The 23315-nt window shown below is 64.2% G+C and carries 29 protein-coding genes; 9 read left to right on the plus strand and 20 right to left on the minus strand.

The features are described 5' to 3' along the window. Positions 1 to 5 precede the first annotated feature (5 nt). The 6 genes from ACQP1T_RS25095 to ACQP1T_RS25120 all read right to left on the minus strand — a co-directional run bounded on the left by ACQP1T_RS25095 (position 6) and on the right by ACQP1T_RS25120 (position 3520). The gene (locus tag ACQP1T_RS25095) at positions 6 to 305 is read right to left on the minus strand and encodes a WXG100 family type VII secretion target (protein WP_433755518.1); all 300 of its coding nucleotides are present in this window, start codon (positions 303 to 305) and stop codon (positions 6 to 8) included. Then, positions 302 to 595, minus strand: coding sequence for a WXG100 family type VII secretion target (locus tag ACQP1T_RS25100; RefSeq protein WP_433755519.1), 294 nt, complete (start codon positions 593 to 595; stop codon positions 302 to 304). Before ACQP1T_RS25100 ends, ACQP1T_RS25095 begins: the two co-directional genes overlap by 4 nt. Positions 596 to 946: 351 nt before the next feature. Then, the gene (locus ACQP1T_RS25105; protein ID WP_433755521.1) at positions 947 to 1465 is read right to left on the minus strand and encodes a hypothetical protein; all 519 of its coding nucleotides are present in this window, start codon (positions 1463 to 1465) and stop codon (positions 947 to 949) included. A gap of 55 nt (positions 1466 to 1520) precedes the next feature. Further along, positions 1521 to 2123, minus strand: coding sequence for a DUF3558 domain-containing protein (locus tag ACQP1T_RS25110; protein WP_433755523.1), 603 nt, complete (start codon positions 2121 to 2123; stop codon positions 1521 to 1523). 303 nt (positions 2124 to 2426) lie between these two features. Next, on the minus strand, positions 2427 to 2633 hold the full coding sequence (locus tag ACQP1T_RS25115) for a DUF397 domain-containing protein (RefSeq protein ID WP_433755524.1): 207 nt from the start codon (positions 2631 to 2633) through the stop codon (positions 2427 to 2429). Then, positions 2630 to 3520 carry a helix-turn-helix domain-containing protein gene (locus ACQP1T_RS25120; RefSeq protein ID WP_433755525.1) on the minus strand — a complete coding sequence of 297 codons (891 nt, stop codon included), beginning with the start codon at positions 3518 to 3520 and terminating at the stop codon, positions 2630 to 2632. The genes ACQP1T_RS25115 and ACQP1T_RS25120 overlap by 4 nt, the downstream gene beginning before the upstream one ends. Before the next feature lie 288 nt (positions 3521 to 3808). Between ACQP1T_RS25120 and ACQP1T_RS25125 the strand changes: the two genes are divergently transcribed. The 3 genes from ACQP1T_RS25125 to ACQP1T_RS25135 all read left to right on the plus strand — a co-directional run bounded on the left by ACQP1T_RS25125 (position 3809) and on the right by ACQP1T_RS25135 (position 5434). Beyond that, a complete protein-coding gene (locus ACQP1T_RS25125) occupies positions 3809 to 3952 on the plus strand; it encodes a hypothetical protein (protein ID WP_433755526.1) in 144 nt (47 codons plus the stop codon). A 1045-nt stretch (positions 3953 to 4997) separates the two neighbouring features. After that, positions 4998 to 5309 (plus strand): hypothetical protein, encoded by a 312-nt coding sequence (locus ACQP1T_RS25130; protein WP_433755527.1) that lies wholly within the window; start codon positions 4998 to 5000, stop codon positions 5307 to 5309. Next, complete coding sequence (locus tag ACQP1T_RS25135; RefSeq protein WP_433755528.1) at positions 5306 to 5434, plus strand: hypothetical protein; 129 nt, start codon at positions 5306 to 5308, stop codon at positions 5432 to 5434. Before ACQP1T_RS25130 ends, ACQP1T_RS25135 begins: the two co-directional genes overlap by 4 nt. A 136-nt stretch (positions 5435 to 5570) precedes the next feature. Here ACQP1T_RS25135 and ACQP1T_RS25140 read toward each other — a convergent pair whose 3' ends face one another. Genes ACQP1T_RS25140 through ACQP1T_RS25150 form a run of 3 tightly spaced genes read right to left on the minus strand, consistent with a single transcriptional unit; the run spans position 5571 to position 6825 of the window. Beyond that, positions 5571 to 6155 carry a hypothetical protein gene (locus ACQP1T_RS25140; RefSeq protein WP_433755529.1) on the minus strand — a complete coding sequence of 195 codons (585 nt, stop codon included), beginning with the start codon at positions 6153 to 6155 and terminating at the stop codon, positions 5571 to 5573. Beyond that, positions 6143 to 6496 carry a hypothetical protein gene (locus tag ACQP1T_RS25145; RefSeq protein ID WP_433755530.1) on the minus strand — a complete coding sequence of 118 codons (354 nt, stop codon included), beginning with the start codon at positions 6494 to 6496 and terminating at the stop codon, positions 6143 to 6145. Before ACQP1T_RS25145 ends, ACQP1T_RS25140 begins: the two co-directional genes overlap by 13 nt. Next, the gene (locus ACQP1T_RS25150) at positions 6496 to 6825 is read right to left on the minus strand and encodes a type VII secretion target (protein ID WP_433755532.1); all 330 of its coding nucleotides are present in this window, start codon (positions 6823 to 6825) and stop codon (positions 6496 to 6498) included. Before ACQP1T_RS25150 ends, ACQP1T_RS25145 begins: the two co-directional genes overlap by 1 nt. A gap of 664 nt (positions 6826 to 7489) precedes the next feature. On the opposite strand from ACQP1T_RS25150, the gene ACQP1T_RS25155 reads away from it, so the two are divergent. Beyond that, entirely contained in the window at positions 7490 to 7687 is a 198-nt protein-coding gene (locus ACQP1T_RS25155) for a hypothetical protein (protein WP_433755533.1), read from the plus strand. A gap of 40 nt (positions 7688 to 7727) precedes the next feature. Here the strand turns inward: ACQP1T_RS25155 and ACQP1T_RS25160 are convergent, their stop codons facing one another. Continuing rightward, positions 7728 to 8135, minus strand: coding sequence for a RidA family protein (locus tag ACQP1T_RS25160; RefSeq protein ID WP_433755534.1), 408 nt, complete (start codon positions 8133 to 8135; stop codon positions 7728 to 7730). Positions 8136 to 8272: 137 nt separating this feature from the next. Here ACQP1T_RS25160 and ACQP1T_RS25165 point away from each other — a divergent pair, with 137 nt between their 5' ends. Then, entirely contained in the window at positions 8273 to 8653 is a 381-nt protein-coding gene (locus ACQP1T_RS25165; RefSeq protein ID WP_433755536.1) for a winged helix-turn-helix transcriptional regulator, read from the plus strand. Between the two features lie 89 nt (positions 8654 to 8742). Here ACQP1T_RS25165 and ACQP1T_RS25170 read toward each other — a convergent pair whose 3' ends face one another. Beyond that, the gene (locus ACQP1T_RS25170) at positions 8743 to 9678 is read right to left on the minus strand and encodes an AraC family transcriptional regulator (protein WP_433755537.1); all 936 of its coding nucleotides are present in this window, start codon (positions 9676 to 9678) and stop codon (positions 8743 to 8745) included. A gap of 131 nt (positions 9679 to 9809) precedes the next feature. Between ACQP1T_RS25170 and ACQP1T_RS25175 the strand changes: the two genes are divergently transcribed. Then, positions 9810 to 10502 carry an NAD(P)H oxidoreductase gene (locus tag ACQP1T_RS25175; RefSeq protein ID WP_433755539.1) on the plus strand — a complete coding sequence of 231 codons (693 nt, stop codon included), beginning with the start codon at positions 9810 to 9812 and terminating at the stop codon, positions 10500 to 10502. A 43-nt stretch (positions 10503 to 10545) separates the two neighbouring features. Here the strand turns inward: ACQP1T_RS25175 and ACQP1T_RS25180 are convergent, their stop codons facing one another. Further along, the gene (locus ACQP1T_RS25180) at positions 10546 to 10998 is read right to left on the minus strand and encodes a VOC family protein (protein ID WP_433755540.1); all 453 of its coding nucleotides are present in this window, start codon (positions 10996 to 10998) and stop codon (positions 10546 to 10548) included. Positions 10999 to 11130: 132 nt separating this feature from the next. Between ACQP1T_RS25180 and ACQP1T_RS25185 the strand changes: the two genes are divergently transcribed. Continuing rightward, positions 11131 to 12015, plus strand: a complete 885-nt coding sequence (locus ACQP1T_RS25185; RefSeq protein WP_433755541.1) for an aromatic prenyltransferase — start codon at positions 11131 to 11133, stop codon at positions 12013 to 12015. A 77-nt stretch (positions 12016 to 12092) separates the two neighbouring features. Here the strand turns inward: ACQP1T_RS25185 and ACQP1T_RS25190 are convergent, their stop codons facing one another. The 5 genes from ACQP1T_RS25190 to ACQP1T_RS25210 all read right to left on the minus strand — a co-directional run bounded on the left by ACQP1T_RS25190 (position 12093) and on the right by ACQP1T_RS25210 (position 16964). After that, positions 12093 to 12614: a flavin reductase family protein gene (locus ACQP1T_RS25190; protein WP_433755543.1), complete on the minus strand. Its 522-nt coding sequence runs from the start codon at positions 12612 to 12614 to the stop codon at positions 12093 to 12095. After that, the gene (locus ACQP1T_RS25195; protein WP_433755544.1) at positions 12607 to 13116 is read right to left on the minus strand and encodes an NADPH-dependent FMN reductase; all 510 of its coding nucleotides are present in this window, start codon (positions 13114 to 13116) and stop codon (positions 12607 to 12609) included. Before ACQP1T_RS25195 ends, ACQP1T_RS25190 begins: the two co-directional genes overlap by 8 nt. Before the next feature lie 23 nt (positions 13117 to 13139). Then, positions 13140 to 14348 carry an SfnB family sulfur acquisition oxidoreductase gene (locus ACQP1T_RS25200; RefSeq protein WP_433755546.1) on the minus strand — a complete coding sequence of 403 codons (1209 nt, stop codon included), beginning with the start codon at positions 14346 to 14348 and terminating at the stop codon, positions 13140 to 13142. Continuing rightward, positions 14348 to 15463, minus strand: a complete 1116-nt coding sequence (sfnG, locus tag ACQP1T_RS25205; RefSeq protein ID WP_433755548.1) for a dimethylsulfone monooxygenase SfnG — start codon at positions 15461 to 15463, stop codon at positions 14348 to 14350. The genes ACQP1T_RS25200 and sfnG overlap by 1 nt, the downstream gene beginning before the upstream one ends. A gap of 127 nt (positions 15464 to 15590) precedes the next feature. Beyond that, positions 15591 to 16964 carry a styrene monooxygenase/indole monooxygenase family protein gene (locus tag ACQP1T_RS25210; RefSeq protein ID WP_433755550.1) on the minus strand — a complete coding sequence of 458 codons (1374 nt, stop codon included), beginning with the start codon at positions 16962 to 16964 and terminating at the stop codon, positions 15591 to 15593. Between the two features lie 124 nt (positions 16965 to 17088). On the opposite strand from ACQP1T_RS25210, the gene ACQP1T_RS25215 reads away from it, so the two are divergent. Beyond that, positions 17089 to 17649: a GAF domain-containing protein gene (locus ACQP1T_RS25215; protein WP_433755551.1), complete on the plus strand. Its 561-nt coding sequence runs from the start codon at positions 17089 to 17091 to the stop codon at positions 17647 to 17649. On the opposite strand, the gene ACQP1T_RS25220 is transcribed toward ACQP1T_RS25215, so the two are convergent. Both ACQP1T_RS25220 and ACQP1T_RS25225 read right to left on the minus strand, forming a co-directional pair. Continuing rightward, entirely contained in the window at positions 17571 to 19001 is a 1431-nt protein-coding gene (locus tag ACQP1T_RS25220; RefSeq protein ID WP_433755552.1) for an LLM class flavin-dependent oxidoreductase, read from the minus strand. The genes ACQP1T_RS25215 and ACQP1T_RS25220 overlap by 79 nt on opposite strands. Further along, a complete protein-coding gene (locus ACQP1T_RS25225) occupies positions 18998 to 20221 on the minus strand; it encodes an acyl-CoA dehydrogenase family protein (RefSeq protein WP_433755554.1) in 1224 nt (407 codons plus the stop codon). The genes ACQP1T_RS25220 and ACQP1T_RS25225 overlap by 4 nt, the downstream gene beginning before the upstream one ends. A gap of 179 nt (positions 20222 to 20400) precedes the next feature. On the opposite strand from ACQP1T_RS25225, the gene ACQP1T_RS25230 reads away from it, so the two are divergent. After that, on the plus strand, positions 20401 to 21543 hold the full coding sequence (locus tag ACQP1T_RS25230) for an LLM class flavin-dependent oxidoreductase (RefSeq protein ID WP_433755556.1): 1143 nt from the start codon (positions 20401 to 20403) through the stop codon (positions 21541 to 21543). A gap of 119 nt (positions 21544 to 21662) precedes the next feature. Here ACQP1T_RS25230 and ACQP1T_RS25235 read toward each other — a convergent pair whose 3' ends face one another. Next, on the minus strand, positions 21663 to 23042 hold the full coding sequence (locus ACQP1T_RS25235) for a lipase family protein (RefSeq protein WP_433755557.1): 1380 nt from the start codon (positions 23040 to 23042) through the stop codon (positions 21663 to 21665). Between the last annotated feature and the right edge of the window lie 273 nt (positions 23043 to 23315).

Raw genomic sequence — 23315 nt, forward strand, 5'->3', positions numbered from 1 at the left:
GTGTCTTATCCCTGGGAGAACATTTTGTAATTGGTGTCGTGGGCGGTGCTGTAGCGCGCGTGGGCCGCCTTGGCTGCGTCGCTCACATCCTTCACACCCTCGACGAATTCCCTTGCCCCAATGACCCATTGAGCGTGGGCATCGGCATATGCCTGGGCGGCAACGCCTTCCCACCCACTGCCGACCAGGGTGGCTACCCTGTCATCGATCTCATCGAGATGCTCGCCGATGAACCCGGCCAGACCCGACAGACGGACCACGATCTCGTCGAGATGGTCGAGATCGACCGAAAACTGAGAGCTCATGGCAGATCCAAACTCGAAGTGTTCAAGGTGGCGGCGTTGCTCTCATCTCCCACCTGGTAGGTGTCGGCGGTGACGCCCAGCTTCTCCGCCATGCCGGTCAGAGCGGTCATGATCTGGACACCGCCGTCACGCACTTCTGTCCAGCCCTCGGAGAATTCGTTGGCCGCATCACCGGTCCAGCTGCCATCGGTCAGTGACGCGACGTCCTTAGCCGCGGAGTCCAATGCCGATCGCAGTGCTTCGGCCAACTCGTAGACGTACTTGCCGACGTCGCGAACCTTCTCAGGCACCACAGCGAGGCTCTGGCCAGAGGCTGGTGTCCCCCCATCACTCATGATGCGAATCCTAACCGATGCCCGTCGGGGTAGCGATAGAGCGACGTGGGAGAGCTTGGGGCACTGGGTGTTTAGGTCAGCGTGTCGGCTCGGGCGGCTGCCGTGTTGGGGTCACCCGCATCGAATCCCATAGCGCGACTGTGGATCTCGACATTCAGTGCCGAATGCGTCAAATACAGATCTGTCGCTCCCGTGCGGGCTGGGGGCTCCTGTGCCGGTCGTATATGGTCGGCCGCTGCGGGGCAGTTCAGCCTCCGGGCGTCATTGACCGCGCTGGCCAGCGCGCCCCTGGATGATTCGAATCAGTCATTTCGAGGCACCGACGACCGGGGGTGAAATCACGCCCAGTTGGGTCGGGGTGGTGCCGATCTGGCTGCGTTCCACATTCGCTGTCAACTCGTTGTAGTGAGCGGCGAACTTTTCGTCCTGCTCCATGTACTTCTGGGCGATTGTGCGGTGGAGGTTTTGGATGTCGTCGACGATCTGGTAGTGCTGCTGGAGGATGTCGTAGACGTTGTTGTCCGTGTCGGTGGCGGTGTTGACAATCTTGGCCTTGCCGCGGAAGCGAGCCACCAGTGTGGCGGCCGAGGTCATGCCGTCCGTCGTCTCCCCGAGACCCCAGTGCTCACGGCGCGAGATGTTCTGCGCGATCCGTTGAAGGTTCTTTATCTCTTCCTTGAAGGCTTCGCAGTCTCGTTCGATATAGACGAATTCGGCGGCGTTGACGCGCACTTCATTGCTGAAGCTGACGGTCAGGTTGCCCTCTTGAGCGTCCTTGATCACGCTGGCCAGCGGACCCGCAGACGGCGTCGTCGTATCGCTCATAGTCGGTATTCCTCCCCAGGACTGCGGCCGGGATCGGCCGGAGGTCGGTACAAGTTCAGAGCGTCGTGGGTATCGCTGGAACGATCTGCTCCGCGAGACGCTTAGCGATGTCACAAGAGTGCTGGGCGGCAGTCGGTTTGCCCGTAGGCGGGTTGTCGATGCTGACCTCGAGGCTGCCGCCTTTCAGCTCGACGTTAATGACGCAGTCCGCGTGCGGATCCTGGCCGCTGACGTGGGACGTGAGTGCAGCCCGTCCGGCGACCGTGAGCTCCTCATCCACCGTAAAGTCCTTGTTGGTTCGCACCATCGCCAAGGTGATGTTGGTGGTGTCGATCGTGGCGGCGTATCCGTCGCCGCCAGCCTGCACCCAACCGCAGCCGCGCCACTTGAAGCCGCCGGGCCTATTTGCGATGTCATCCCCCTTGTTCTTCAGTTTCTCCGACTGAATGAGAGCCTGCGGGAGGTCTTTACACGCGTCGAATCCGGCTGGAACATCCGCTGCGATGGTCGGCGTTGCCGACGCACTGTTGTTGGTGCTGCCCTTCGACTCCCCATCGGAGTTGCACGCCGAAACCAGCATGATCAGCCCGGCACCGAGCACTACACCCCGGAATACACCACTCCAGCAGGCCATCTCGTCCTCTCGCGCCAGTGCCATCAGACCCGGGGCCGGACCGGCTTCCCCGCCCCCTGCAAGCTCGTCTAGACCGTACCGGCCAAATCGCCAGCGCGTAAAGGCGATGGTGGCTTCTGCGGAATGTGGGTTCTATCGGGGCCGGGCGCACGCCAACAACGATGACGTTGGATGCGATGCCGAGGTTGCTTCATATGTCGCCATCGTCAGCCGAACCGACGCAGGTCCACCTACCGTCGCCGACGCGCGGGCAAGGAAAACGGGAACGGAAGAACCCCAGGCGACGAAAGCGCCTGGGTTCATTCGGTTTCGAGTGTCGACCGCCGATCAGGCGCGATCGAACTCGCCTTCTTTGACTCCTGCTGCAAAGGCATCCCACTCCGCAGGACTGAAAACCAGCGCCGGACCGGTGCGATCCTTGGAGTCGCGCACGCCAACCATGCCCCCGTTGAGGTGTGCAACTTCTACGCAGGCCTGGGCGTCCTTGCTGCGGCTGGACTTGAACCAGTTCGCCCCCGATAGGTCGATGCTCACCCTTCGTACTCCCTTGCTATCTGGGCCACCAGTTCCCTGGATTTTCCTTCATCCAACGCGACACGCCGGATGCCTGCAAGTCCGAAGCGATACTGGCGAATCTCCGGCTCACGTTCCAGGTAGAGGGCGCCGGTGTACCCATCCACGTACACCACCGGGGGCTCCGACAAGTAGGCGGTCGGATGTTCGGGGAACTCCAGCAAGACGAAGCTGCCTACCTGCAGGCCGATATGCATTCCGGCACTGAGGGGTACGACACGAATCGACACGTTGGGCATTTGAGTCGCCTGCTCGAGGTGGCGGAGTTGGCGTCCCATGACTGCCGGACCGCCGATCGGGTAGCGCAACGTCGACTCGCACAACAGAGCATGCAAAGTAAAGTTCTGGCTATCCTTTTGAAGCCGCTCTTGCCGCCGAATCGTCAGCTCTACGTTGCGCTCCACCTCGGTCGGACTGGCCTGCGGCTGCAGCGCCCAGACACCGGCGCGTCGGTAATCGGCAGTCTGGAGTAGACCCGGCATTAGTGTGAGCTGAAAGGTCGTAAGCTCGCGGGCAAACTCTTCCAGGCCGATGAACAGGGCGAAGACTTCTGGGATCACATCCTCGTACGGGTGCCACCAGTTCTTCTGTTCGGCCAGCTCTACGAGACCGACAAGCACCTTGGTCTCGTCCGATGCCGCTCCGTACAGCTGGCAGAGCGCTTGCACATAAATCTCTTTCAGCTTCGGTCCCTGTTGTCCGGTCTCGATCCGCCACAACGTCTGCACCGATACCCGAATGGCCTGCGCCGCAACCTTCGGCGGTGTGCCCGATCCTTCCCGCAACCGCTTGAGCGCTCGGCCGAGCATACGACGCGGCAGAGTGGAACCCGTTGAACCGATGGACATTCCTTAGCCTCGCTATCGGGTGATGTCGGTTTGGAATCAGTTTGCCCCTCGCCGTGGAATTTTGGAGCAAACTTGCTCAATTCACGTGCTGAAATCTTCCACAGCTCTGCTGGGAAGCGTACTACTGAAATCACCCCGGTAGTCGGGATGCACCCGCTGCCTCAGTGAATCACTCTGCTGCACAGGCAGTTTCGGCCTCGGCTACCGGGCATTCCAGACACCCATACCCACGTTCGGAGTATCCGTATGCACGGCCTGCCGATAACAAACCACAGCGAATTGCCCGTGATGACAATCGAATACGCCCACACGACCATGCAGGCTCACCTGGACTGCGCGGCGTCGATGTGCCCGGTCAAGGCGCAGGCGAAGAAGCGGCTCATCGAGGCCGGTCGGCTCGTCCCGGCCGACGTTCCGCACCAGGGGTTCTGATATGGCCGCCGATCCCATCGAGCACCGGTATCCGAGTCAGGCGATGGCACCGGCGCAGATGCATCGGGAGATCTCCCGCGATCTACACGCCGACTGCACGGTTGGGACATGTGAGATGTTGCGGGGCTGTTGGACACGCCTAGTCGAGACGGGACATCCGCACCCCACCGATTCGCCCGACGACTGCCCGACCTGCACCAAACCCTCTGCCTGACAACAGATCTACGAAACCGAACAACCAAGGGGGTGCAGTCCAATGCCCGCTCAAATCGCCGCTGATCATCGTGCTTACCCACCCTGCTTTGCGGAGTATGGCTGGTCTATGTCGTGGGGAAACTTCACGCCGATCCGGGCGCGGAGGACACCGGTCAGGAGGGGCGGTGACCACGCGAAACCCGAACCGCCGCCGATCGAGAGCGGTGGAGCGCGATTCAGGACTGCTGCAACGTGATCCGTTCATCGGTTCACCGGCCGTTTACTGCGGTGCACCAGTCGATGTGGTCGATTCGCGTACGCGGTCCGCTGGGCAGACCAGCCTGTGCCCGCGCAATCGTCCTGGTGCCGGGGTGCCGCATCCCCCGCCACCGGGCGTGCCAACCGTTCGTCGCAGCACCGCCGAGTCGATGCCGTGTTCCCCATCGGCACATCGACCGCGCAGCCAAACCACCCGGTCGGTGGCGACTGCTGCTCGGCAGGAGGTGCTTACCAGTACGCGATCAGGAGGACAGCACGGAATGAGCCCGGACATGGATAGCTGCCAGCAGTACACGCCGTGGCGATCCACATCCGCCGATGCTGACGAGAGAAGACCGAAAGCCGTCCGCTTCGAACCGACCAATGGGCCGGAGCGCGTGATCGAGACTCGTTGCCACGCAGAGCGGCTGGACTGTCGCGATTTCCTTGACCCCAAGCCAGCGGCGGCGCCTGGCCCCGACTTGCAGACCTTGCTGGATGTACTGGATGGGCTGACCGACCCCGGTGCCGATGCAGCAGCACTCGCCGCACGGCTTACACCGACACCCGTACCCCGCGATACAAGGCAGCGATGAGGCCGCGTCCGACCGCGCTGGGCTGGATAGACCCAGCAGTCACCGGAATGCCGGAATGGGATGCCGCGCAGGTGCGGCGGCTGGCGCGGCGACTCGGCTACGCACTGGTATGGCCGCCGAAAATCACGCTGGTGCCGCTGGTCGACCAGGTTCGGAATGCGGATGTGGATGCGGTGATCATGCCGTCGCAGCTGCATATGGATGTGCTGATGCTGCATGCGGTGATGTGTGTCGCGGACGTCGAAACCGTGACTCCGCGAATGTCTTTCGCTCGATGGACCGTGTTCTCGTCGGGGAGGCAGGGGTGAGCTGGAGCACGGCCGGGCTGGTGCTGGCGGCAGGTGTGCCGTCGGCAGTGTTGGCGTGGGCGGTGTGCTGGCCGGTCCGGGTGTCGCAGCGTAAGCCCAAGCGCAAGCGGCGCGGAAGTGAATAGCAAAGACCACATGAGGATGTGCCCAGTGCGTTGTCTACTAACTACGTGCTGTGAACGAACTGATCGTTTAGTGGCTCCGGTGGGCGGAACAGCGAAAAGACTTGGGCCCCTGCGGTGTTGGGCTCAAGTGGGGTATTCAGCGATTCCCCGCCCGATTGTGCTCGACCGCGGCCACGAAATCCGGGTGCGCGGAAACGATCAGCTGGTCGGCTGTTTCGTTCATCCAGACATCGGCGAAATAGCCGGAGCGACTCCAAGACAGCATCGCCACCAGCAACGCGATCGGCATGCATCCGGGCACGCTCACGAAAGCCAAAGGCACATAGAGCGATTCGAGTTCGAGCGCCCGTGCGATGAGGACGGCCGCGATTGTCAGCGGTATCGCCAGCAGTGCCAGCAGCGCGATTCGACGAAAGCGCCGAACCTCGAGGAGGCAGAACTCGCAGGCCGGGCAGTCGAAGCGGACGCGCGCCAGGACGGGGGCCCGCCGCTTTGGTTTCATGGAGCGCAACATGGCTCGCGGTGTCGGCAACTCCGATAGTGGGCCACTGGAATTCACTGCGAAGGAACGGGTCTCACTGGCGGTGCGACCGTGCTCGCTGCACAACCCCGGCATCGGCTCGGTGAGAACGAGCTCCGTCGGTGCCGCCGGGAGAATCAGCGTCCACTCCGGGTTGATCTCAGTGTCGAAGACCACCCGCGCCCTGGTCACTGCAGCCATCCGCGCTGCTGGCGGTCACGGAAGTATTCGTCGTCCTCGTCCTCGTCATCAGTCGGGGTGACGACGCGATCGCGGTTGGGCTTGCGCGTGCCCGGGATGACAGCGTTCCCGGCGGGCGCGAGGTTTTCTACCGCCTTGCCCGCCTTCTGCAAGGCCTCCCAATCACCGGAGATCTTGGTGGTGAACCACTTCAACGGGTCTGTCCCGAGGACGTTTTCGCACCACTTACAAGCCCAGTACGTAGGCGAAATGGCGTTCGAGGTGATGAGGAACTCGAAACTGTCGTTGAGCGGGTCCTCGAGCGACGGTTCCGCCAGGTATTCGGACGGCGTCTTGGTCATCACTTGCTGCCTGTGGGGTACCTGCGGTCCCACTCGTCGGCGCGCGCGTGGTCGGTGGTCCGGTAAACCTGTGCGACCTTGGTCAATTCGGTCGCCGCAGCCTCGGAGAGGGTGCCGAGGGTGGCGTAATTGGGCTTCAGCTTGTCGTGCGCCTCGGCAACGGCGCTCAGCCCGACCCGGATGAGCCCGCCCTCGCCCCACACGGTGTTGTCCAAGACCAGCCACTTGTCCAGATAGGTTGCGACATTCGCATTGGCCTCGGCCAGCGTCTTCAAAGCCGCGGCGAACGCGTCCACTGCGGCCGGATCGACTTTGAAAGTCTCCGACATCGGACCTCCCCTCTCGGCCGTGCGCCGGCCGCTCTACACCGAAGCACCTTCACACAAAATTCCTGCTCAGCGCAACTTCGCCGATTTCTCCTGCGGCGGCGCGTGGCAACCGTCCCTACTGCGGACGATCTGCGGCACCCCTGTGCGTGTTTTGGTGCCTGTGAGCCAAACTGATCGTTTAGCGACCCAGGTGGGCAGACCTGCGAAAACGCTTGGGCCACTGTGGAGTTTACCGTCGATGCAGGGTGGGCGATGATGTCGTGGCGTGCAGAGCTGCACCGGCGTGAGGCAGCCGCCGCTGAACAAGTCGAGCAGCTGCGTCGCTAGATCACGAAGCTGACCGAACAGCTGAATAGCACCGCATGTCGCGACTGGCGATCCCGTGGGAAACGATGAGCGAGATCTGCGCCGAACCGACCCCGCCTGCGGTGGGCGAAGTTTCGGCCGACAGAACGGGAACGATTGCGTCGCAGCCGATTCCGGATGGATCGCCGATCGGTGGTGTTGGTGTGGGCGGTGTGCTGGCCGGTGCGGGATACCTGTCCAACTCACGATCATCACGATCCGCCCACCCGCAATCGTTGGTCTGTAGTCGCAGCGTAGAGGTTGCGTAGTGGTCGTGTGGCTTCAATCAGTCGGGAATCGGATAGATGGTTGATCTGTGATGACCAATTCGACACTGCCGCAGCGTGATCCATTCATCGGTCCGCCAACCAGCTACAGCGGGGCACCATCCGATGCAGTCGAACTGTTCGCGAGTGCGGTCCGCGAATGGGCAAATCTGCGTGTACCCACCGAGTCGTCTGGGTGCCGGGGTGTCGACTCCCCCGGCACCGGACGCACCAACCTCGAGGAGGCGTGATGCGCCGAGATACCGGCGTTCCTGGACTGGCTGTACATATTCAGTCGAGGACTGCGGTGGCTTCGATTTCGACCAGATGCTCGGGGGCGTCCAGCGACGCGACGCCGATCAGTGTGGTCGGCGGCACCGGAGTGATCCCGAGCTTCGCGGTCGCCCGGGAGATTCCCTCCAGGAGCGCGGGCATCTTGTCGGCAGTCCAGTCCACGACGTAGAAGGTCAGTTTCGCTACGTCGCCAAAGGAACCGCCGGCCTCGCCCAGTGCGGTGGCGATGTTGAGGTAGCACTGTTCGACCTGCGCGGCGAGGTCGCCCTCGCCGATCGTGACCCCTTCCGCGTCCCAGGCGACCTGCCCGGCTATGAAGACCAACTTCGAACCCGAGGCGATCGCCACCTGCCGGTAGACATCGATTTTCGGCAGTCCCTCGGGGTTCTTCAGCGTGATGGCCATGTTGTCCTGCTCCTTGTCCAGGCTCCTGCAAGCCCGTATTCGTCAAGCGACCCTTTGATCTCTTGTGGTTACTCAGGAACTGTAGGAGAGTGAGCGTTGACATGGAAGAACGCACTTTTCAGTGACTGAGGAACCTTATGGTGACCAAGCAGCTCAGCGGCTCGGCCGAGAATGCCGACCTGCGGCGAGCCGACTCTTTGGGGCGGGAGATCTTCTCCGAAGTTGCCAACAAGTGGGCGCTGTTGATCATCGAGGCCCTGGGGGATGGCACCCTGCGCTTCAGCGAGCTACGCAGCCGAGTCGAGGGCATCAGCCACAAGATGCTGACCCAGAATCTGCGTATGTTGGAGCGCAACGGCCTAGCCGAGCGAACCATCCACCCCACCGTCCCGCCCCGAGTCGAATACACCCTCACCGAAGCAGGCCACGGACTTCGAGCGACGGTCGACGGAATGTGCGAGTGGACCTACCGATACTTCCAGCACATCGAGTCCGCCCGGCAACGCTTCGAAGCCTGACGGCCGATGAATGTGGAAGGCGGGGCATCACAACGGATTTCAGTGCACGAGTCGGCGACAGCCCGATCGCGTAGGCGGCCCCGACGGCTTCATGCTCCGAGATCGGCGGTGGCGCGGAAATCGCTGGGGCGGATACCCCGATGCCGCTTGAACGCCGCACTGAAACCGAAAGCGTCCGCATAACCGACCGCCTTCGCCACCTGCGCCACGGTGAGACTCCGGTCGGCCAGTAGTTCCTCCGCCTCATCCATCCGGCATTCGGTGAGATACGCCAGCGGCGACTGTGCCATGACCTCGGAGAAGCGCCGTGCGAACAGCGCCCGTGATACCCCCGCCATGGAGGCCAGCGACGCGACCGTCCAACCGGCGGACGGCTTTCCGTGCATTGCCTCCAACGCCGGACCGACCACCGGATCGGCCGGACCGCGATACCAACCCGGCGCGTCAGCGTCCAGCTGGTCGAACCAGTCGCGCAGCGTGCACACCAACGCCCAGTCGAGCAGCCGGTCCATCATCGCCTGCGCTCCGGCCGGACGCCGGGCCGCATCCGCGGCGATCGACTCCATCCACGCGCACACCTCCACATCGTCGGTCACGACCAGGACGGGCGGGAGAGCACGCAGCAACCGTTCGTGGCGCCGACCGGACGCCCGATAGGCGCCGACGATCAGAGCGGTCTCACCGGCGGGGTCGTTCCCCCAGCGACCGCCGTCCAGCGCGGGATCGCATTTCGCGTCCGGCGCGAAGCAGGCGACCTCGTATTCCTCGTGCGGCAGGCCGACGGTATCCGCGCGGTCGACGAGGACGAACGTTTCCGGGCCGCGCACAATCGCGGTGTCCCCTACCGTGATCCGACGCTCGAGACCGCCGGGCAGCAGCAGTGTTCCCGCACCGCGCAGCACGGTGACCATGGTCAGCGGTGCTTCGTCGGCGAACCGGATGCTCCATGGTGCTTCCAAGACCGCGTTGGTGAGCACAGCTCCCTCGGCACGGATTCCGCTCAGCAGTTTGCTCAATGGATCCACACCACCGAGCGTAGACGAACTCCTATCGAATGTAGATCCTTACCCATAGATCGTCCATTGCCCGGGGTGTGGAATGAAACCCAGACCGCACAACCGATCGTCCGGAACTCCGGACCCACAGAGGAGGCCCCGTGCAGCACAACCCGACCGTGGACACCGCGACCACCCGTACCGCGCTGGTCGTCGTCGCTCACCCTCGGCCCGATTCGCTGACCGCCCATATCGCCGAACTGACCACCCGTCGGCTCGCCGCGATCGGCTACCGGATCGACCTGCTGGACCTGCACGCGGAGAACTTCGATCCCCGGATGACCGCCGCCGACCTCCCGGAATGGGGCAATCGGGAGAAGTCCTACTCCCCCGAAGTCGAGAACCATATGCGGCGCATCCTCGCCGCCGACGTGATCGTCGCGGTGTTCCCGGTGTACTGGATGCATGTCCCGGCGATCCTGAAGGGCTGGATCGACCGGGTGTGGAACTACGGATTCGCCTACGGCCGCAGCAAACCCAGGCTCGCGGGCAAGCGGATGCTGTGGCTGGGCCTGGCGGGCGCGGCGGCCGACGACGCGGTCGTCGAGCTCATGCAGGACGCGCTCAGCGCACAACTCAACGACGGTATCGCCTACTACTGCGGCCTCACACAGTCGTCGGTGGGATTGTTGCCCGGCGCGGAAGAGAAGCAGCAGCGCCTGGATGACGCGGGCAATCTGCTGTTCGACGAAGCCCTCACCGGCGCGGTCCGCGAAGCCCACTATGCGGGCTTGGAAGACCGGGCGCTGGGCTTCGTCGACGATTTCCTTGCCGCCGAACGGGTTCCGGCCTGACCACTGAAGGGCTGCGGGTGGGCAACACCCGCCCGCACCCGACCTATGCGGCGCAGAATTCGTTGCCTTCGGGGTCGCGCATAACCCACCAGTGACCGGCTGGTCCTTTATCGATTTCGCGGATCCGGGTCGCTCCCAACGTTTCCAACCGCGCAACGAGCGCATCGAGGGTGCCGGGCTCGCTGTGCACGTCGATGTGTAGACGGTTCTTACCGGATTTTTCCTCCGGAACGTCTTGGAAGAGTAGTCGCCGACCCCGGCCGACGCCGCTGACCGGGTCGAAGGGGTCGTCGGGGTGACGGATGGCGGCATAGCCGCGAAAGGTTTTGCGGCCGTGATGTTCGACGACCGCATCAGGCGGGAGCTGGCCAGCCGACAGCAGGTGCTCGACGAGCGCGCTCGGGTCCTCGATCTCGTAGTCCAGCGCCGCAGCCCAGAAGTCGGCGAGGACGGGTGCGTTGCTGGTGTCTATGACCAGTTTCCAGTTCAAAGCCACAGGCGGAACCTACCGCAACAGCGGGCGCAGATCGGCGAACGCGAAGGGCCAGCATCACAGGCGCTATGACATCGTCCGCGAGATCATGCGAAGCGCTGCGCTCGGGCGAACATTTCCGGGACGATGAACGGCATGGCAAGGACACTCGATCAACTCCGGAAGGATCTGCGAGAGTATGCGCGCCTGGCCGAGGCTCGCTACGACCCCGTGATCGTGGATCCGGTATTGGAAACCCTCGCTGACCTGTGGACCAACTCCGTCGTCGGCGTGCGCACCACCACGCATCCGGTGGGTGAGCGCGAGGTCAATGCCCGGGTGATGCACCCTGGCGAGCCGACCGAACTCATCGAGAAACTGTGTGGCGCGGGACTTCTCACCTACACCGGCCATCCGATGGAGAAGTTGCTGGCCGAGATCTCGGCTGAGGTGTCGGTCAATTCGGGCGTCGATCTCGCCCTCGCCGGCGGGGTGCAGAAGATCTGGCTGGTCTTTCCCGAATTGCTCAGTGTGGAGCGGGTTCTCGGCTTCGCCGGAATTCCGGAGTCGGCACGTGCGCACGCCGACCACCTATCCCGCTATGGCGGCCGAATCGGGATTCTCGCAGTAGATTTCGATGCCCGCACGATGAACCTTTACTCGAATGTCTTCGAGCCCGGCCATCTCACCACCGCGGATATCACCGGGATCCTGGCCGAACTCGACTTCACCGCACCGACCGACACCGAACTCGCCCTACTCGCCCGCACCTTCAACCTCTACCGCACCTTCTCCTGGACCTCATCGCATATGCAGCGCATCTGCTTCCCGGTGCGGTGCGAACCATCGAGCTTTCCAACCCATCTCGACCCGATCCTGGCCCGTTTTGTCGCCGAAGCACCCTTCGCCGACCCCGAAACCCGCGGCTTCGTCTTCTATGCCGCCTACGGCCCGACCAACCGCTACTACAAAGTCCAAGCCGAATACGCGGGTGTCCGCGTCGCCACCTTCCCAGGCGGCACCGCACCCCGCCCGACCTGACCGTGGCATCTGCTCGCCGTCGCACTAGTCGCCGCGATCGGCGCGGTGGTTGTGTGGCCGGTAGTAGTTCTCGGCCGTCAGCTCGCGATCTCGGTGATCTCCCGATACGGGTGCAGGCTGCGAAACCTGCTGCCGTGGAAGATCAGCGGCTCGGCGTCATCGCGGGCAGCGAGTCGGTTGATACGCAGGATGACCACGGTGTGATCGCCCGCCGGGATGCGGGCTTCGACCGCGCCCTCGATCCACGCCGTCGCACCATCGATGAAAATCGCGTCGGCCGCACCGCGGTGCACATCCACATTGTGGAAACGGTTGCCGTTGCGATTGCTCAGTGCCCGAGCCGCGTGCTCCTGATCAGTACCGAGCAGGCTCAGACCGAGGTGCGTCGCGGTATCGAGCTTCGGCCAGGTCGCCGAGCTGTTCTGCACGCAGAACGACACCAGGGGCGGGTCCAGCGAGACCGGGACGAAGGTGCTCACCGCCAAACCGTGTGGCGTGCCATCGATTTCGGCGCAGACCGCGACGACACCGCTGGGGAAGCTGGCGAATACCCGACGCAGTCCGGAGCCGTCGGACGGAAATTCGAAGAGCTCATGCATGCTCGGCCGCCTTCGAAGCCAGAGCCGCGGCGACCGGGCGCCAGCGTTCGGTGTAGCGCGCGATGGCGCCGTCCTCTTGAAATGTGCTGTCCGACAGGTAGAGACCGGGCAGCGCGGCCGTCGCACCGAGTTCGACCAGAACCGGCTTGAGCAGCAGATCGGGGGCGAGCGCATGCGCGGGGCCCGCACCGAGCATGAGCGGGACCACCACCACATCGGCCAGTCCGGTGCCGCCCTCGAACTGTTCGAGGAACAGCTTCAACAGACCGGTGTAGGTGGCCTTGAAGGTCGGACTGGCGAAGACCACCAGCTCCGAATTCGCCACTGCGCGAACGGCATCCGCGACCGCTGGATCACCCCAGGACAGCAAGCTCGCACCGAAGGAGACCAGATCGATCACCTCCGGTTCCACGTCCGGGCGTAACCCCGTGGCGACCAGCGTCGCCGCGGTCAGGGTACGAGAGGCTGGCTTCGGGTTCCCGACGACTACCGTGACTGTCACTTCCGTATCCTCTTCTCGCTCGATCAGATCACGCCGTGCAACGGTGGCGCGGTGTCGTGCAGTAATGCCCGACCGATGTGCTGAAATTTCCACCGGACCGGGTCGTGCAGTGTATGGGTGCGGGCATTGCGCCAGAAGTGGTGCAGGTTCAGATCCGCTGCGGCACTGCGTGTCCCGCCGACCTCGAACAATGCCGCCGAGACCTCGTTGGCCGCGCGATCGCCGAGTACTTTGGCGGTGGCCACGGCAAGCGATGCCGCGGCAACAGATTCGGCGGCACTGACGGCGGTGTCGACGGCAATACCGGCGGCGGTAAGTGTGGCCTCGGCCGCCGTCACCGCGACCGACAACTCACCGAAACGCTGGATCAGCAGCGGATCGTCGATAGCCCGGTCGACACCCGATTCGAACCATGGCCGACTCGTGCTGCGCACGAATTCCGTTGCCGCCCTGAGCGCACCGCGGGCGATGCCGGTATCGATCGCGGCATGCAGCAGTTGCGCATAGGCACCGTAACCAGTCGGCGCGTGCACCGCCGCCGAGCGGGCGATCAATTGATCCGACCCGACGAGCACCTCGACGAATTCGATGGTCCCGCTGCCGGTGGTGCGCTGACCGATGCCGTTCCAGTCGTCGACGATTCGCACGCCCGGGGTATCGGCTGGCAGATATGCGATGTACTCCCCCGCAGGCAGTCCACTGTCGCCTTCCGGATCGTCGAGCCGGGTGAGCACCGCGAGCAGATCCGCGAAAAGCGAACCCGTACAGTAGAACTTGACGCCATCGATACGGAAGCGATCACCCGCCGGACGCACCGTCGTCGCGATATCGGCGACAGTCGCACCACCGCGCTCGGACTGCGCGTTGGCCATCCGAGCACCCGCCAACACCTGTCCGAAATAACGCGCCTGCTGGTCCGCGGTACCCGCCAACCGCAACAGGTTCAGATACACGAAGTGACTGTGCGGAATCTGCGCGATATTCGGGTCGGCGGCCGCCAGGATGCGCACTACCTCCGCCACCGCACTCGGCGACAGATCCGCGCCCCCGAATGCCGCGGGCACGGTGATCGCGAGCAACCCACTCGCCGCGAGTCGATCCACCTCGGCGAAGGGCAGCTCCCGGCCGAGATCACGCGCCGACGCGCCGACGGCGAACTCCGAAGCAAGCTGTGCGGCCACCGAATACGCGTGTGCGGCGGATTCGATCCGGTCGGCGACGACGGCGGTCATCAGTGTCCCACCGCGGCGGGCGTGCGTGCGGCCTCCAGTTCGCGAACCAGCGGCAGCACCTTCGCGCCGAAGTACTCGACCTCCTCCTGGAAGTGCAGGAAACCGGCCAGAACCAGGTCGACGCCGAGCTCCTTGTAGGCCACGATGCGCTCGGCGACCTGTTCGGGTGTGCCGATCAGCTTGGTGCGGAATCCGTCGTTGTACTGCACGAGATCCTCGAACGTGGAATCCGCCCACATCCCCTTGCGGTCCTTGGTGGACGCACCGGCTTGTTGCACGGCGTCCCGGAAGCCCTCCACCGCGGGCCTATTCGCCTTCTCGATGATTTCGCGCAGGGTATCGCGGGCTTCCTTCTCGGTGTCACGGGCAATGATGAAGCCGTTCAGACCGAATTTGACCTCGCGCTGGTTCGCCTGCGCAATTGTGCGCAGCTCATCCAATTGCTCGGTGACGCCGTCGAAGTCCTTGCCGTTGGAGAAGTACCAGTCGGCGTAGCGGCCACCATTGCGCCGCGCCGCGGTCGAGTTACCGCCCTGGAAAAGTTCGGGATTGGGGCGTTCGGGGGTGTTCAGCGGCTTGGGCTTCAGCGTGAAATCGCGGATGCGGTAGAAATCGCCACCGTAGTTGACATCATCCTCTGTCCAGATCTTGCGGATCACCTCGAGGAATTCGGCGCTGCGCCGGTACCGTTCGTCGTGTTCCAGCCACGGCTCGCCGAGTGCGGTGAATTCCCCTGCGAACCAACCGGATACGACATTGATGGCGAAACGACCATTGGAGAGGTGATCGGCGGTGGCGCCGAATTTGGCCAGCACCGCCGGATGCCAGAGTCCGGGATGAATCGCGGCGATCACCTTCAGTCGCTCGGTCGCACCGAGCAGCGCGAGACTGAACGAGGTGGACTCGTGCTGGTATTCCGCACCGTAGGAGGCGGTGTAGCGGACCTGGGACAGCGCATAGTCGAAACCGTTGTTCTCCGCGGTGCGCGCCAACTTCTTGTTGTATTCGAAGTCCCAACTGGTGCGCTGTTCGATATCACTGGTGACCAGCCCCCCGCTGACATTCGGCACCCAGTAGGCGAACCGGATCTGATCGGCGATGTGCTCTGTGGTCATGCTTACTCCATTGATGTCGGGAACCGTCTATCGCCAGGAAGGGGCGCACCGTGCGCCCCTTCCACTCCAGCACCACAAGCCCACCGACAGGAGGGTTTGAATCTGTGCGATCGGATGGGTGTAGCGATCAGACGTTGGCGAGGCGGTAACCGGATCGACCGAATCGTCCGGCCGGTGTGAACCGTCCGAGCAGCGCCTCGGCATCCTCGCCGGTGACCTGGGTGATGAATTCGGCGGCCGCGTCGAGCGAATCGACGCCGACAAATGGCTGCGGACGGTGCAGCAGTCCGACGAGCGCACTGGCGAAGCGCGGATCGACCGCGGCGGCGGCGAAGAGCTGATTGCCGATATCCGCCAATTCCGGATCGCCGAGGAACAAGCGGGTGACCTTATTCGCCGCATCCCCGCGCGCGGCCAAGAATGCCGCGTACTGCGCGCTGATCCAATGCTCGTCGAACGGCCCCTCGTGCACGGCGGCCGCCGCGATCAGCCGCTGCGCCTGGATAAGTCCGCTCTGGGCGCCCTGACCCGCGATCGGGTCGTAGGCGACCGAGGTGTCACCCAGCGAGGCGACGACATGGCCGCCAGCGGTGCGCCCGACTCCGGACCGAACCACCGGCCGGACGGCACCCTCGAGCCAGGAATGCGGATCCTCGGCGATCACCCGGGTTTCGAGCACCTCGGGCAGATCCCAATCGATGAAGTCGCGGTAGAGGTCCTGCACGATCCGATGCGCCGATTCGGCCGAATCCGCTGCGGCGAAACGACTTTCCCATTCGCTGCCCGGCCGCGCCCAGCCGAGGAATGCCCAGCTCGGACCCGCGTCCTTGTGCAGGTACGGCCCCCACCAGCCCTCGCCCTGTTCGGCGAAGATGGAGAAACCGCTGTGCGCGCCACCGGCCGGGCTGCGGTGCGCGAAAACGCTTTCGTCGTGGCCGATTCCGGTCACGGTGACGGTGAGCAGCGACCGTTGCGGCGCGTCGTACGGGGTGCGTGCCGGATCGATCGCGAACAGGTCGGAAAGCCCGCCGCGCCCAGTGGCGACCAGCGTGAGATCGGCGGCCGCGGCGATAGTGTCCAGTTTATCGGGCGTCACCTGCTCGACGACGAAACGTCCGCCGCGTTCCAGGAACGCGGTCAGCCGTTCGTCGGCTTTCAACCGGGTATCGACGGCAACTCCGACATATCCGTCGAAATGACCGTCGAATTGGATCAATTCCTCCCGTGCGGGTCCGGCGATGCGCACGCTCAGCCCGGTATGCCGGGGTGCGCGGCCGGTGTAGGTGTCCAGACCGAGCGCGGATTCGGCCTGTTGAGTCTCCCCGAATTCGAGTGCGGTGCCGGTGGCGGGTACGTCGTCGCGCAATGACCGCTGATCGCGGTCGCTATACAGCGTGACGTCGAATCCGGCGTCGAGTAATCCGAGAGCCGCAGTGACACCGGTTTGACCGGCGCCGATTACCGCGGCCGAACGTGTGGAGCGGGAATTCTGCGATGTCATGCCAATCATGGTCCGTCCACAGCCGCGCTGATTGCAGTGTTGCGATCATCGAGAATCAATGGGGTGACCTGGAATTCGCGATCGCGCCGAACGCGTCCGATCATCGCTGCCCTACGATTCAGCCATGTCGTTCACTGTTTCCGCACTGACCGGTGACCGGACCGAACGGTACCGCCAGCTCATCGCGCAGGCCGAGGCGCTGGTCGCGGGCGAGACCGATCGGATCGCGAATGCCGCGAATCTGGCCGCGCTCGTCTTCCACGCCCTCACCGAGGTGAATTGGGTCGGCTTCTATTTCTTCGACGGACACGAATTGGTGGTCGGCCCGTTCCAGGGCAAACCGGCCTGCGTGCGCATCGCCATCGGCAAAGGGGTTTGCGGTACCGCCGCCGATACCCGAAAGACCCAACTGGTGCCCGATGTGCATGCATTTCCCGGGCATATCGCCTGCGATGCCGAGACGCGCTCGGAAATCGTGGTTCCGCTGGTGCGCGACAATATCCTTGTCGGCGTCTTCGATCTCGACAGCCCACAACCGAACCGCTTCGACGATGTCGACCGGAAAGGCCTGGAATCCATCGCCCAGGCCTTCCTGAATTCGCTCGATCAAGTGGCGGCGGCGGTGGCTCCCGGGCGTGATACGGCGTCGGGCAATGTCGTCGACAGTGAACCACCGACGCGATAGCGGGCGCCGCGGTGCTCTTGCGGCAGCCGATCCCCCTTGTCGAACAAGGCGTTTCGCAGGGTTCCCGGTGTGTAGTCGGCGGTGTACGCGCCACGTTCGGTCAACACCGGAACCACATGGCGCACAATATCTTCGAAGCTGCCAGGGGTGATGGCGTAGGCCAAGTTGAAGCCGTCCAGGTCGGTTTCGGCGACCCAGTCCTGGAGCTGGTCGGCCACAGTGACGCCTGACCCGACGAAGACTGGTCCCATCCCGCCGATCCCGGCCCAGCGGCCGATATCGCGAACGGTCCATTCCCGGCCGTCGTCGTCGAATTCCTGGAAGGCGGCCACGGCGGACTGAATAGCATTGCTCTGCACCTGGCCGATCGGATCGTCCAGGTCGTAACTGGACAGATCGATGCCCATCCAGCCGGACATGAAGACCAGCCCGCCCTCGACGCTGGCGTAGGACAGATACTCCTCGTGCTTGGCGTGTGCCGCCTCGTCGGTGGCGTCGGTGATGATCGTGGCCAGCGCGTAGATACGGGCCGAGTACCGATCCCGGCCCGCCGCCTCCAATGCGTCACGGATTCGGGAAACGGTTTGCGCCAGAATCCGTTTCGAAGGTCCAGCTACGAATATCGCTTCGGCGTTCTCGGCGGCGAAGCGCACACCACGCGGCGATGCACCAGCCTGGTAGATCACCGGTGTCCGCTGCGGCGACGGCTCCGACAGGTGGATGCCGGGCACCTGGTAGTGCGTACCCCGATGACCGATGTGATGCACCTTCGCCGGGTCGACGTAGATGCCTTGCGCGGCGTCGCGAACGACCGCATCGTCCTCCCAGGAGCCCTCCCACAGCTTGTACAGCACCTCGAGGTATTCGTCGGCCTGGTTGTAGCGCTCGTCGTGGTCCAGCTGGTCATCCGCACCGAAATTCCTTGCGGCCGAGGGCAAGTAGCCGGTGACCACATTCCAACCGATGCGGCCGTTGGTCAGGTGATCGAGGGTGGAGAGCCGACGCGCGAATGGGTAGGGGTGTTCGAAGCCGGTGCCGGTGGTGATGCCGAAGCCGAGATGTTCGGTGACCGCGGCCATTGCCGAGACCAGCAGCAGCGGGTCGGCCACCGGAATCTGGGCACCCTGGCGCAGGGCCGCGATGTCGTTGCCGCCGTATACGTCGTAGGTGCCGAGCACGTCGGCGATGAAAATGCCGTCGAAACGGCCCTGCTCCAACAGCTTTGCCAATTCGGTCCAGTAGTTCAGTTCCTTGTACCGGTGCGACTGGTCGTCTGGATGTCGCCACAGACCGGGTGATTGGTGCGCGACGCAGTTCATATCGAAAGCGTTGAAGCGAATGCGGCGCGTCACTGCTCGGCTCCCGTCGCGGGCTTGCGCTCACCAGCACTCCAAGCGAACGGCAGTTGCGTGCCGTTCAGCAGATAATCACCGATCGCCCTGGCCTTTTGGATGGCCGGATTGTGCACCGAGATGGTGCGGGCATTGCGCCAGTGCCGATCCAGCCGCAGCCGCTCGGAGACGACCGACGCGCCGCCCACCTCGAACAGCAGTGTGGTGGCGGGCAATACGAGATCGATGACCGCGAGTTGTGCCTGTGCGGCGGCGAGTTCCGCTGCCACGACGGAGGCTTCGTCCTGCGCGCCGCCGGCCAGGACCTTGTCGAGTACGTCGGCGACGGCGAGCACGGTTGCCTCGGCGGCGAAGGCGGCGGCGGAGAGCCGTCCGATCACCTGCTGCACCAACGGATCCTGGCGCGGCAGATCGGCGGCCGAATGGGTGTAGCCGCGGGTGCGCGCCGCCACCCACTCGCGAGCATCGCGCTCAGCGCGCTTCGCGATACCGGCGAGCACCGAAAGCTGGACCAACTGCAGGTAGGAAGTCGCGTAGGTCGGTCCAGGCGCACCGTAGCCGGGCCCGAGAATACGCTCAGGCTCGACTACGACATCAGCGAATTCCGTTGTGCCGCTGGCCGTCAGCCGCTGACCGAAGCCATCCCAGTCGTCGTGCTGGCGAACGCCATCGGCATTCGCGTCTATGAGGACGCCAACCCGCTCACCGTCACGATCCGCCGCCGCGAGGATGTAGTCCGCGTAAAGCGAACCGGTGCTGTAGTACTTGGTGCCGTTGAGCAGCCACCGATCCCCATCCTTGGTCAGCCGCGTGCGGTAATGGTCGACCGCGCCGACGCCCGGCTCGGTGATCGCGTTGCCGACGAGCGTCCCGCCGGCCGCGGCACGCAGCCAATGCTCGCGACTCTCCCCCGGCTCGGCGAGCAACTGGTCCTCCACGAAGGAGAAGTGCACCCGCAGCGCCTGCGGCAGATTCGATTCGGCGGCCGCCAGCTCGATGAGCAACCGGAACAGCTGTCGCACCGTGACGCCGTAGCCGCCGAATTCGACCGGCACCCGCAACGCACCGAATTTGGCCGCGCGCAGCCAGCCCACCTCCTCGAAGGGCAGCCGACGATCGATCTCGCGCTCGACCGCGCCCTCTGCGATGCGGTCGAAGATCGGCCCGAAGATCGCATCCAGGTCGGAGTCTGTGGTGGATTTAGCCTCGGTGGATGTCATCACTCCACGATCGCGCGGACCTACCGTCCGCTCACCAGTTATCCGCACCGCGATCGAAACACGCTGGTAGGGGTAAGAACCACACAGATTCCAATCGGTGACACGACTCGGTCACGCTGGCAGCATCGCGATCATCCGTGCCCTGAAACGGCATCCGAACCCGCGAGGAGCAGTTGTCGATGTCACTGTCGTTCCATTGGTTTCTGCCCACCTACGGCGATTCGCGCGGCCTGATCGCCGGTGGTCACGGCACGTCGATGTCCGGTGACCGTCCGGCATCGCTGCGCTACCTCAACCAGATCGGCGCGGCGGCCGAGGACAACGGTTTCGAGGCGGTCCTCACCCCGACCGGCGCCTGGTGCGAGGACGCCTGGCTGACCACCGCCATGCTCGTCGAAACCACCGAAACACTGAAATTCCTGGTGGCCTTCCGCCCCGGACTGCTCAGCCCGACCCTGGCCGCGCAGATGGCCGGGACCTACCAGCGCCACTCCCGCGGCCGCCTGCTGCTGAATGTGGTGACCGGCGGCGAGCCGCACGAACAACAGGCCTATGGCGATTTCCTCGATAAGGAACAGCGCTACGCACGGACCGCCGAATTCCTGCACGTCGTACGCGAGCTGTGGGAGTCCCGCGAACCGATCAGCTTCGAGGGCACCCACATTCAGATCCGCGATGCCCTGCTCAACAACCATCCGGACCCGATCCCACCGGTCTTCTTCGGCGGCTCCTCCGGACCAGCAGGACCCGTCGCGGCCCGCTATGCCGACACCTACCTCACCTGGGGTGAACCGTCCGCCGCGGTCGGCGAGAAACTCGATTGGATTCGCGGGCTCGCCGCCGCCGAAGGCCGAGAACTCAGCTATGGCTTACGCATTCACGTCATCAGCCGCGACACCTCCGAAGCGGCGTGGGCGGTTGCCGATCGATTGCTGTCCGGCCTCGACCCCGCCGAAATCGACCGTGTGCAGTCCAGTCTCGCGCGCAGCGAATCCGAAGGCCAGCGCCGCATGTTGGACCTGCACGGCGGCCGCACCGATCGTCTGGAGATCGCGCCGAACCTGTGGGCGGGTGTCGGTCTGGTGCGCGGCGGGGCGGGCACGGCCCTGGTCGGCTCGCACGAGGAGGTCGCCGACCGCCTGATCGAGTACGCCGACCTCGGCATCACCCACTTCATCCTCTCCGGCTACCCCCACATCGAAGAGGCCTACTGGTTCGGCGAGGGCGTGCTGCCCATTCTGGAACGCCGCGGCCTGTGGACGCACCCGCATCGCACCGAATCAGGACCTGTAGCAACACCTTTCGCAACTGCAACGCACTAGCCGCCCCACCAGCGTAGTCACAGCCGACGCGATCGCGCTCCCCCATAGGGCACTCGGCTGAAATTATCAGCAGAGGTCCGCGAGATGGCTTCTCAGCGGTGTCTCACCAGAGGCCGAACTCAGTGCGCGGGGCATTCGCTCGGTGCTGGCTCGCCACGCAAACGTCCGTCGATCCAGCCGATCTGCCCAGGGAAGCCGGTGAACAGGGCGATAACGTGCTCGCCGGGTTCGGTGCGGTGCACCGCGGGGACGCCGCGCGCGCATTGGTCACGGTAGAGATCGTCGCCGTTCTCGTGCGGGATCCAGATGTCGCTGGCGGCGTGGTAGATGTAGAGCGGCACACCCGATGTACGGTCGGTCAGGCTCAGCTGGCCGAAGATCCGATCAGCGAGATCGCTGGTCAGCGGGGCACTGATATTGGCGGCGGCATCGATCGGGACACCGACCACACCGAGCGGGCCGTTGCTGTCCCCGCAGGTGTCCTTGATCGGTGAAGTCGCCGCCCACTGTGCCAGATGATTCATATAGCCGAGAATCTCCGGATGCTCGCGGCTCATCGCCAGCGCGACAACCAGCAGAATGCCGGATGCGGAGTTCCCGTTGAATCGGCTGGCAACCATTCGATAGTCGGTGACGAGTCCACCCATGGCCGCCCCGACCACCAAATCCGATAGTTCCGGCGCGTACTCGTCGAGTAGCATCGCGGCCGCATACGACGCGATCGCCCCACCGGAATATCCGGTGATCGCGAAACGGCTGTCCGTGAACGCCGTCGGCAGCATATTGCGTACCGCGCGAATGGAATCCAGCAGCACATGTCCGGCGACCTTCGGTTCGGCGTAGGCCATCAACGGACCTTCGTGGTCGGGAATCAGCACCGCATAGCCGCGGCTGAGCGCCCAGGCTGTGTTCGGCGGAAACAGATCACCGGCATTGAACTTGCTGTGCAGCCCGTGTGCCATCGCGTAGCTCGGCGTGCAGCTGAGCCCGAGCGAATTGATCGGCAAGGCATTCACCAACACCGGCCGATCCCCCGGACCCGTCCATGCGGCGGACGGAATCGCCAATGTCGCGGTGCCGAAGGCTGGCAGGCCCGATGCGTCCGTCGTACGGAACTTCAGCAGGATCGCACGATGAATCGGCACAATCGCCAGCGGTGCGGACGTCGCAGTCACATCACGCCACTCGACGATGTCGCCGGGAGCCAGACCATCGAGCCCATCCGGCCACTCGTCGAATATCCGATCCCCCGACGGCGCGGACCGCACCGCCTGCCACAACGCCGCCAAGTCCGCGGGCACCGCGCCCGACGGCGGTGCCGCGGCGGGCGCGAGCGAAGGTGCGGGGATGTGGGCATCGATCCACCGCTGCAGGTCGGACGGTCCAGGTGACACAGGGGCTGCCGCACCTTCGGTCGGGTCGGCCTGCGCTGGTACCGGCCCCATCAGCAACGAGCAACCCACCACGCTCGCGACGACGACAGTCCGGAGACTCGACATCCGACACCTCCCGAATTCGACACCACCCCGACGAAGGCCAGACTATGTCGCGGCGGAATCACACTTCGGATCTGTTTGGATTTGTCACGACTGAGCCCGTCCGACATGCTGGCCGACCCCAAATTTTCCGAAAATCACTGGCGCACAGGCACCTCTGATGTTCGTCGGTTCTGTCGTCATTTCCGATCCACTGCCGCTCTCACCGATGCTGGTCAGCCGCGTATCGTTCTTGGTGCAGTGGTCCGCGACGGCCTATGCCCGGCACCAGGAAGC

The organism is Nocardia sp. CA-135398, assembly GCF_050955845.1.
In the GTDB taxonomy this organism is placed as follows: Bacteria; Actinomycetota; Actinomycetes; order Mycobacteriales; family Mycobacteriaceae; genus Nocardia.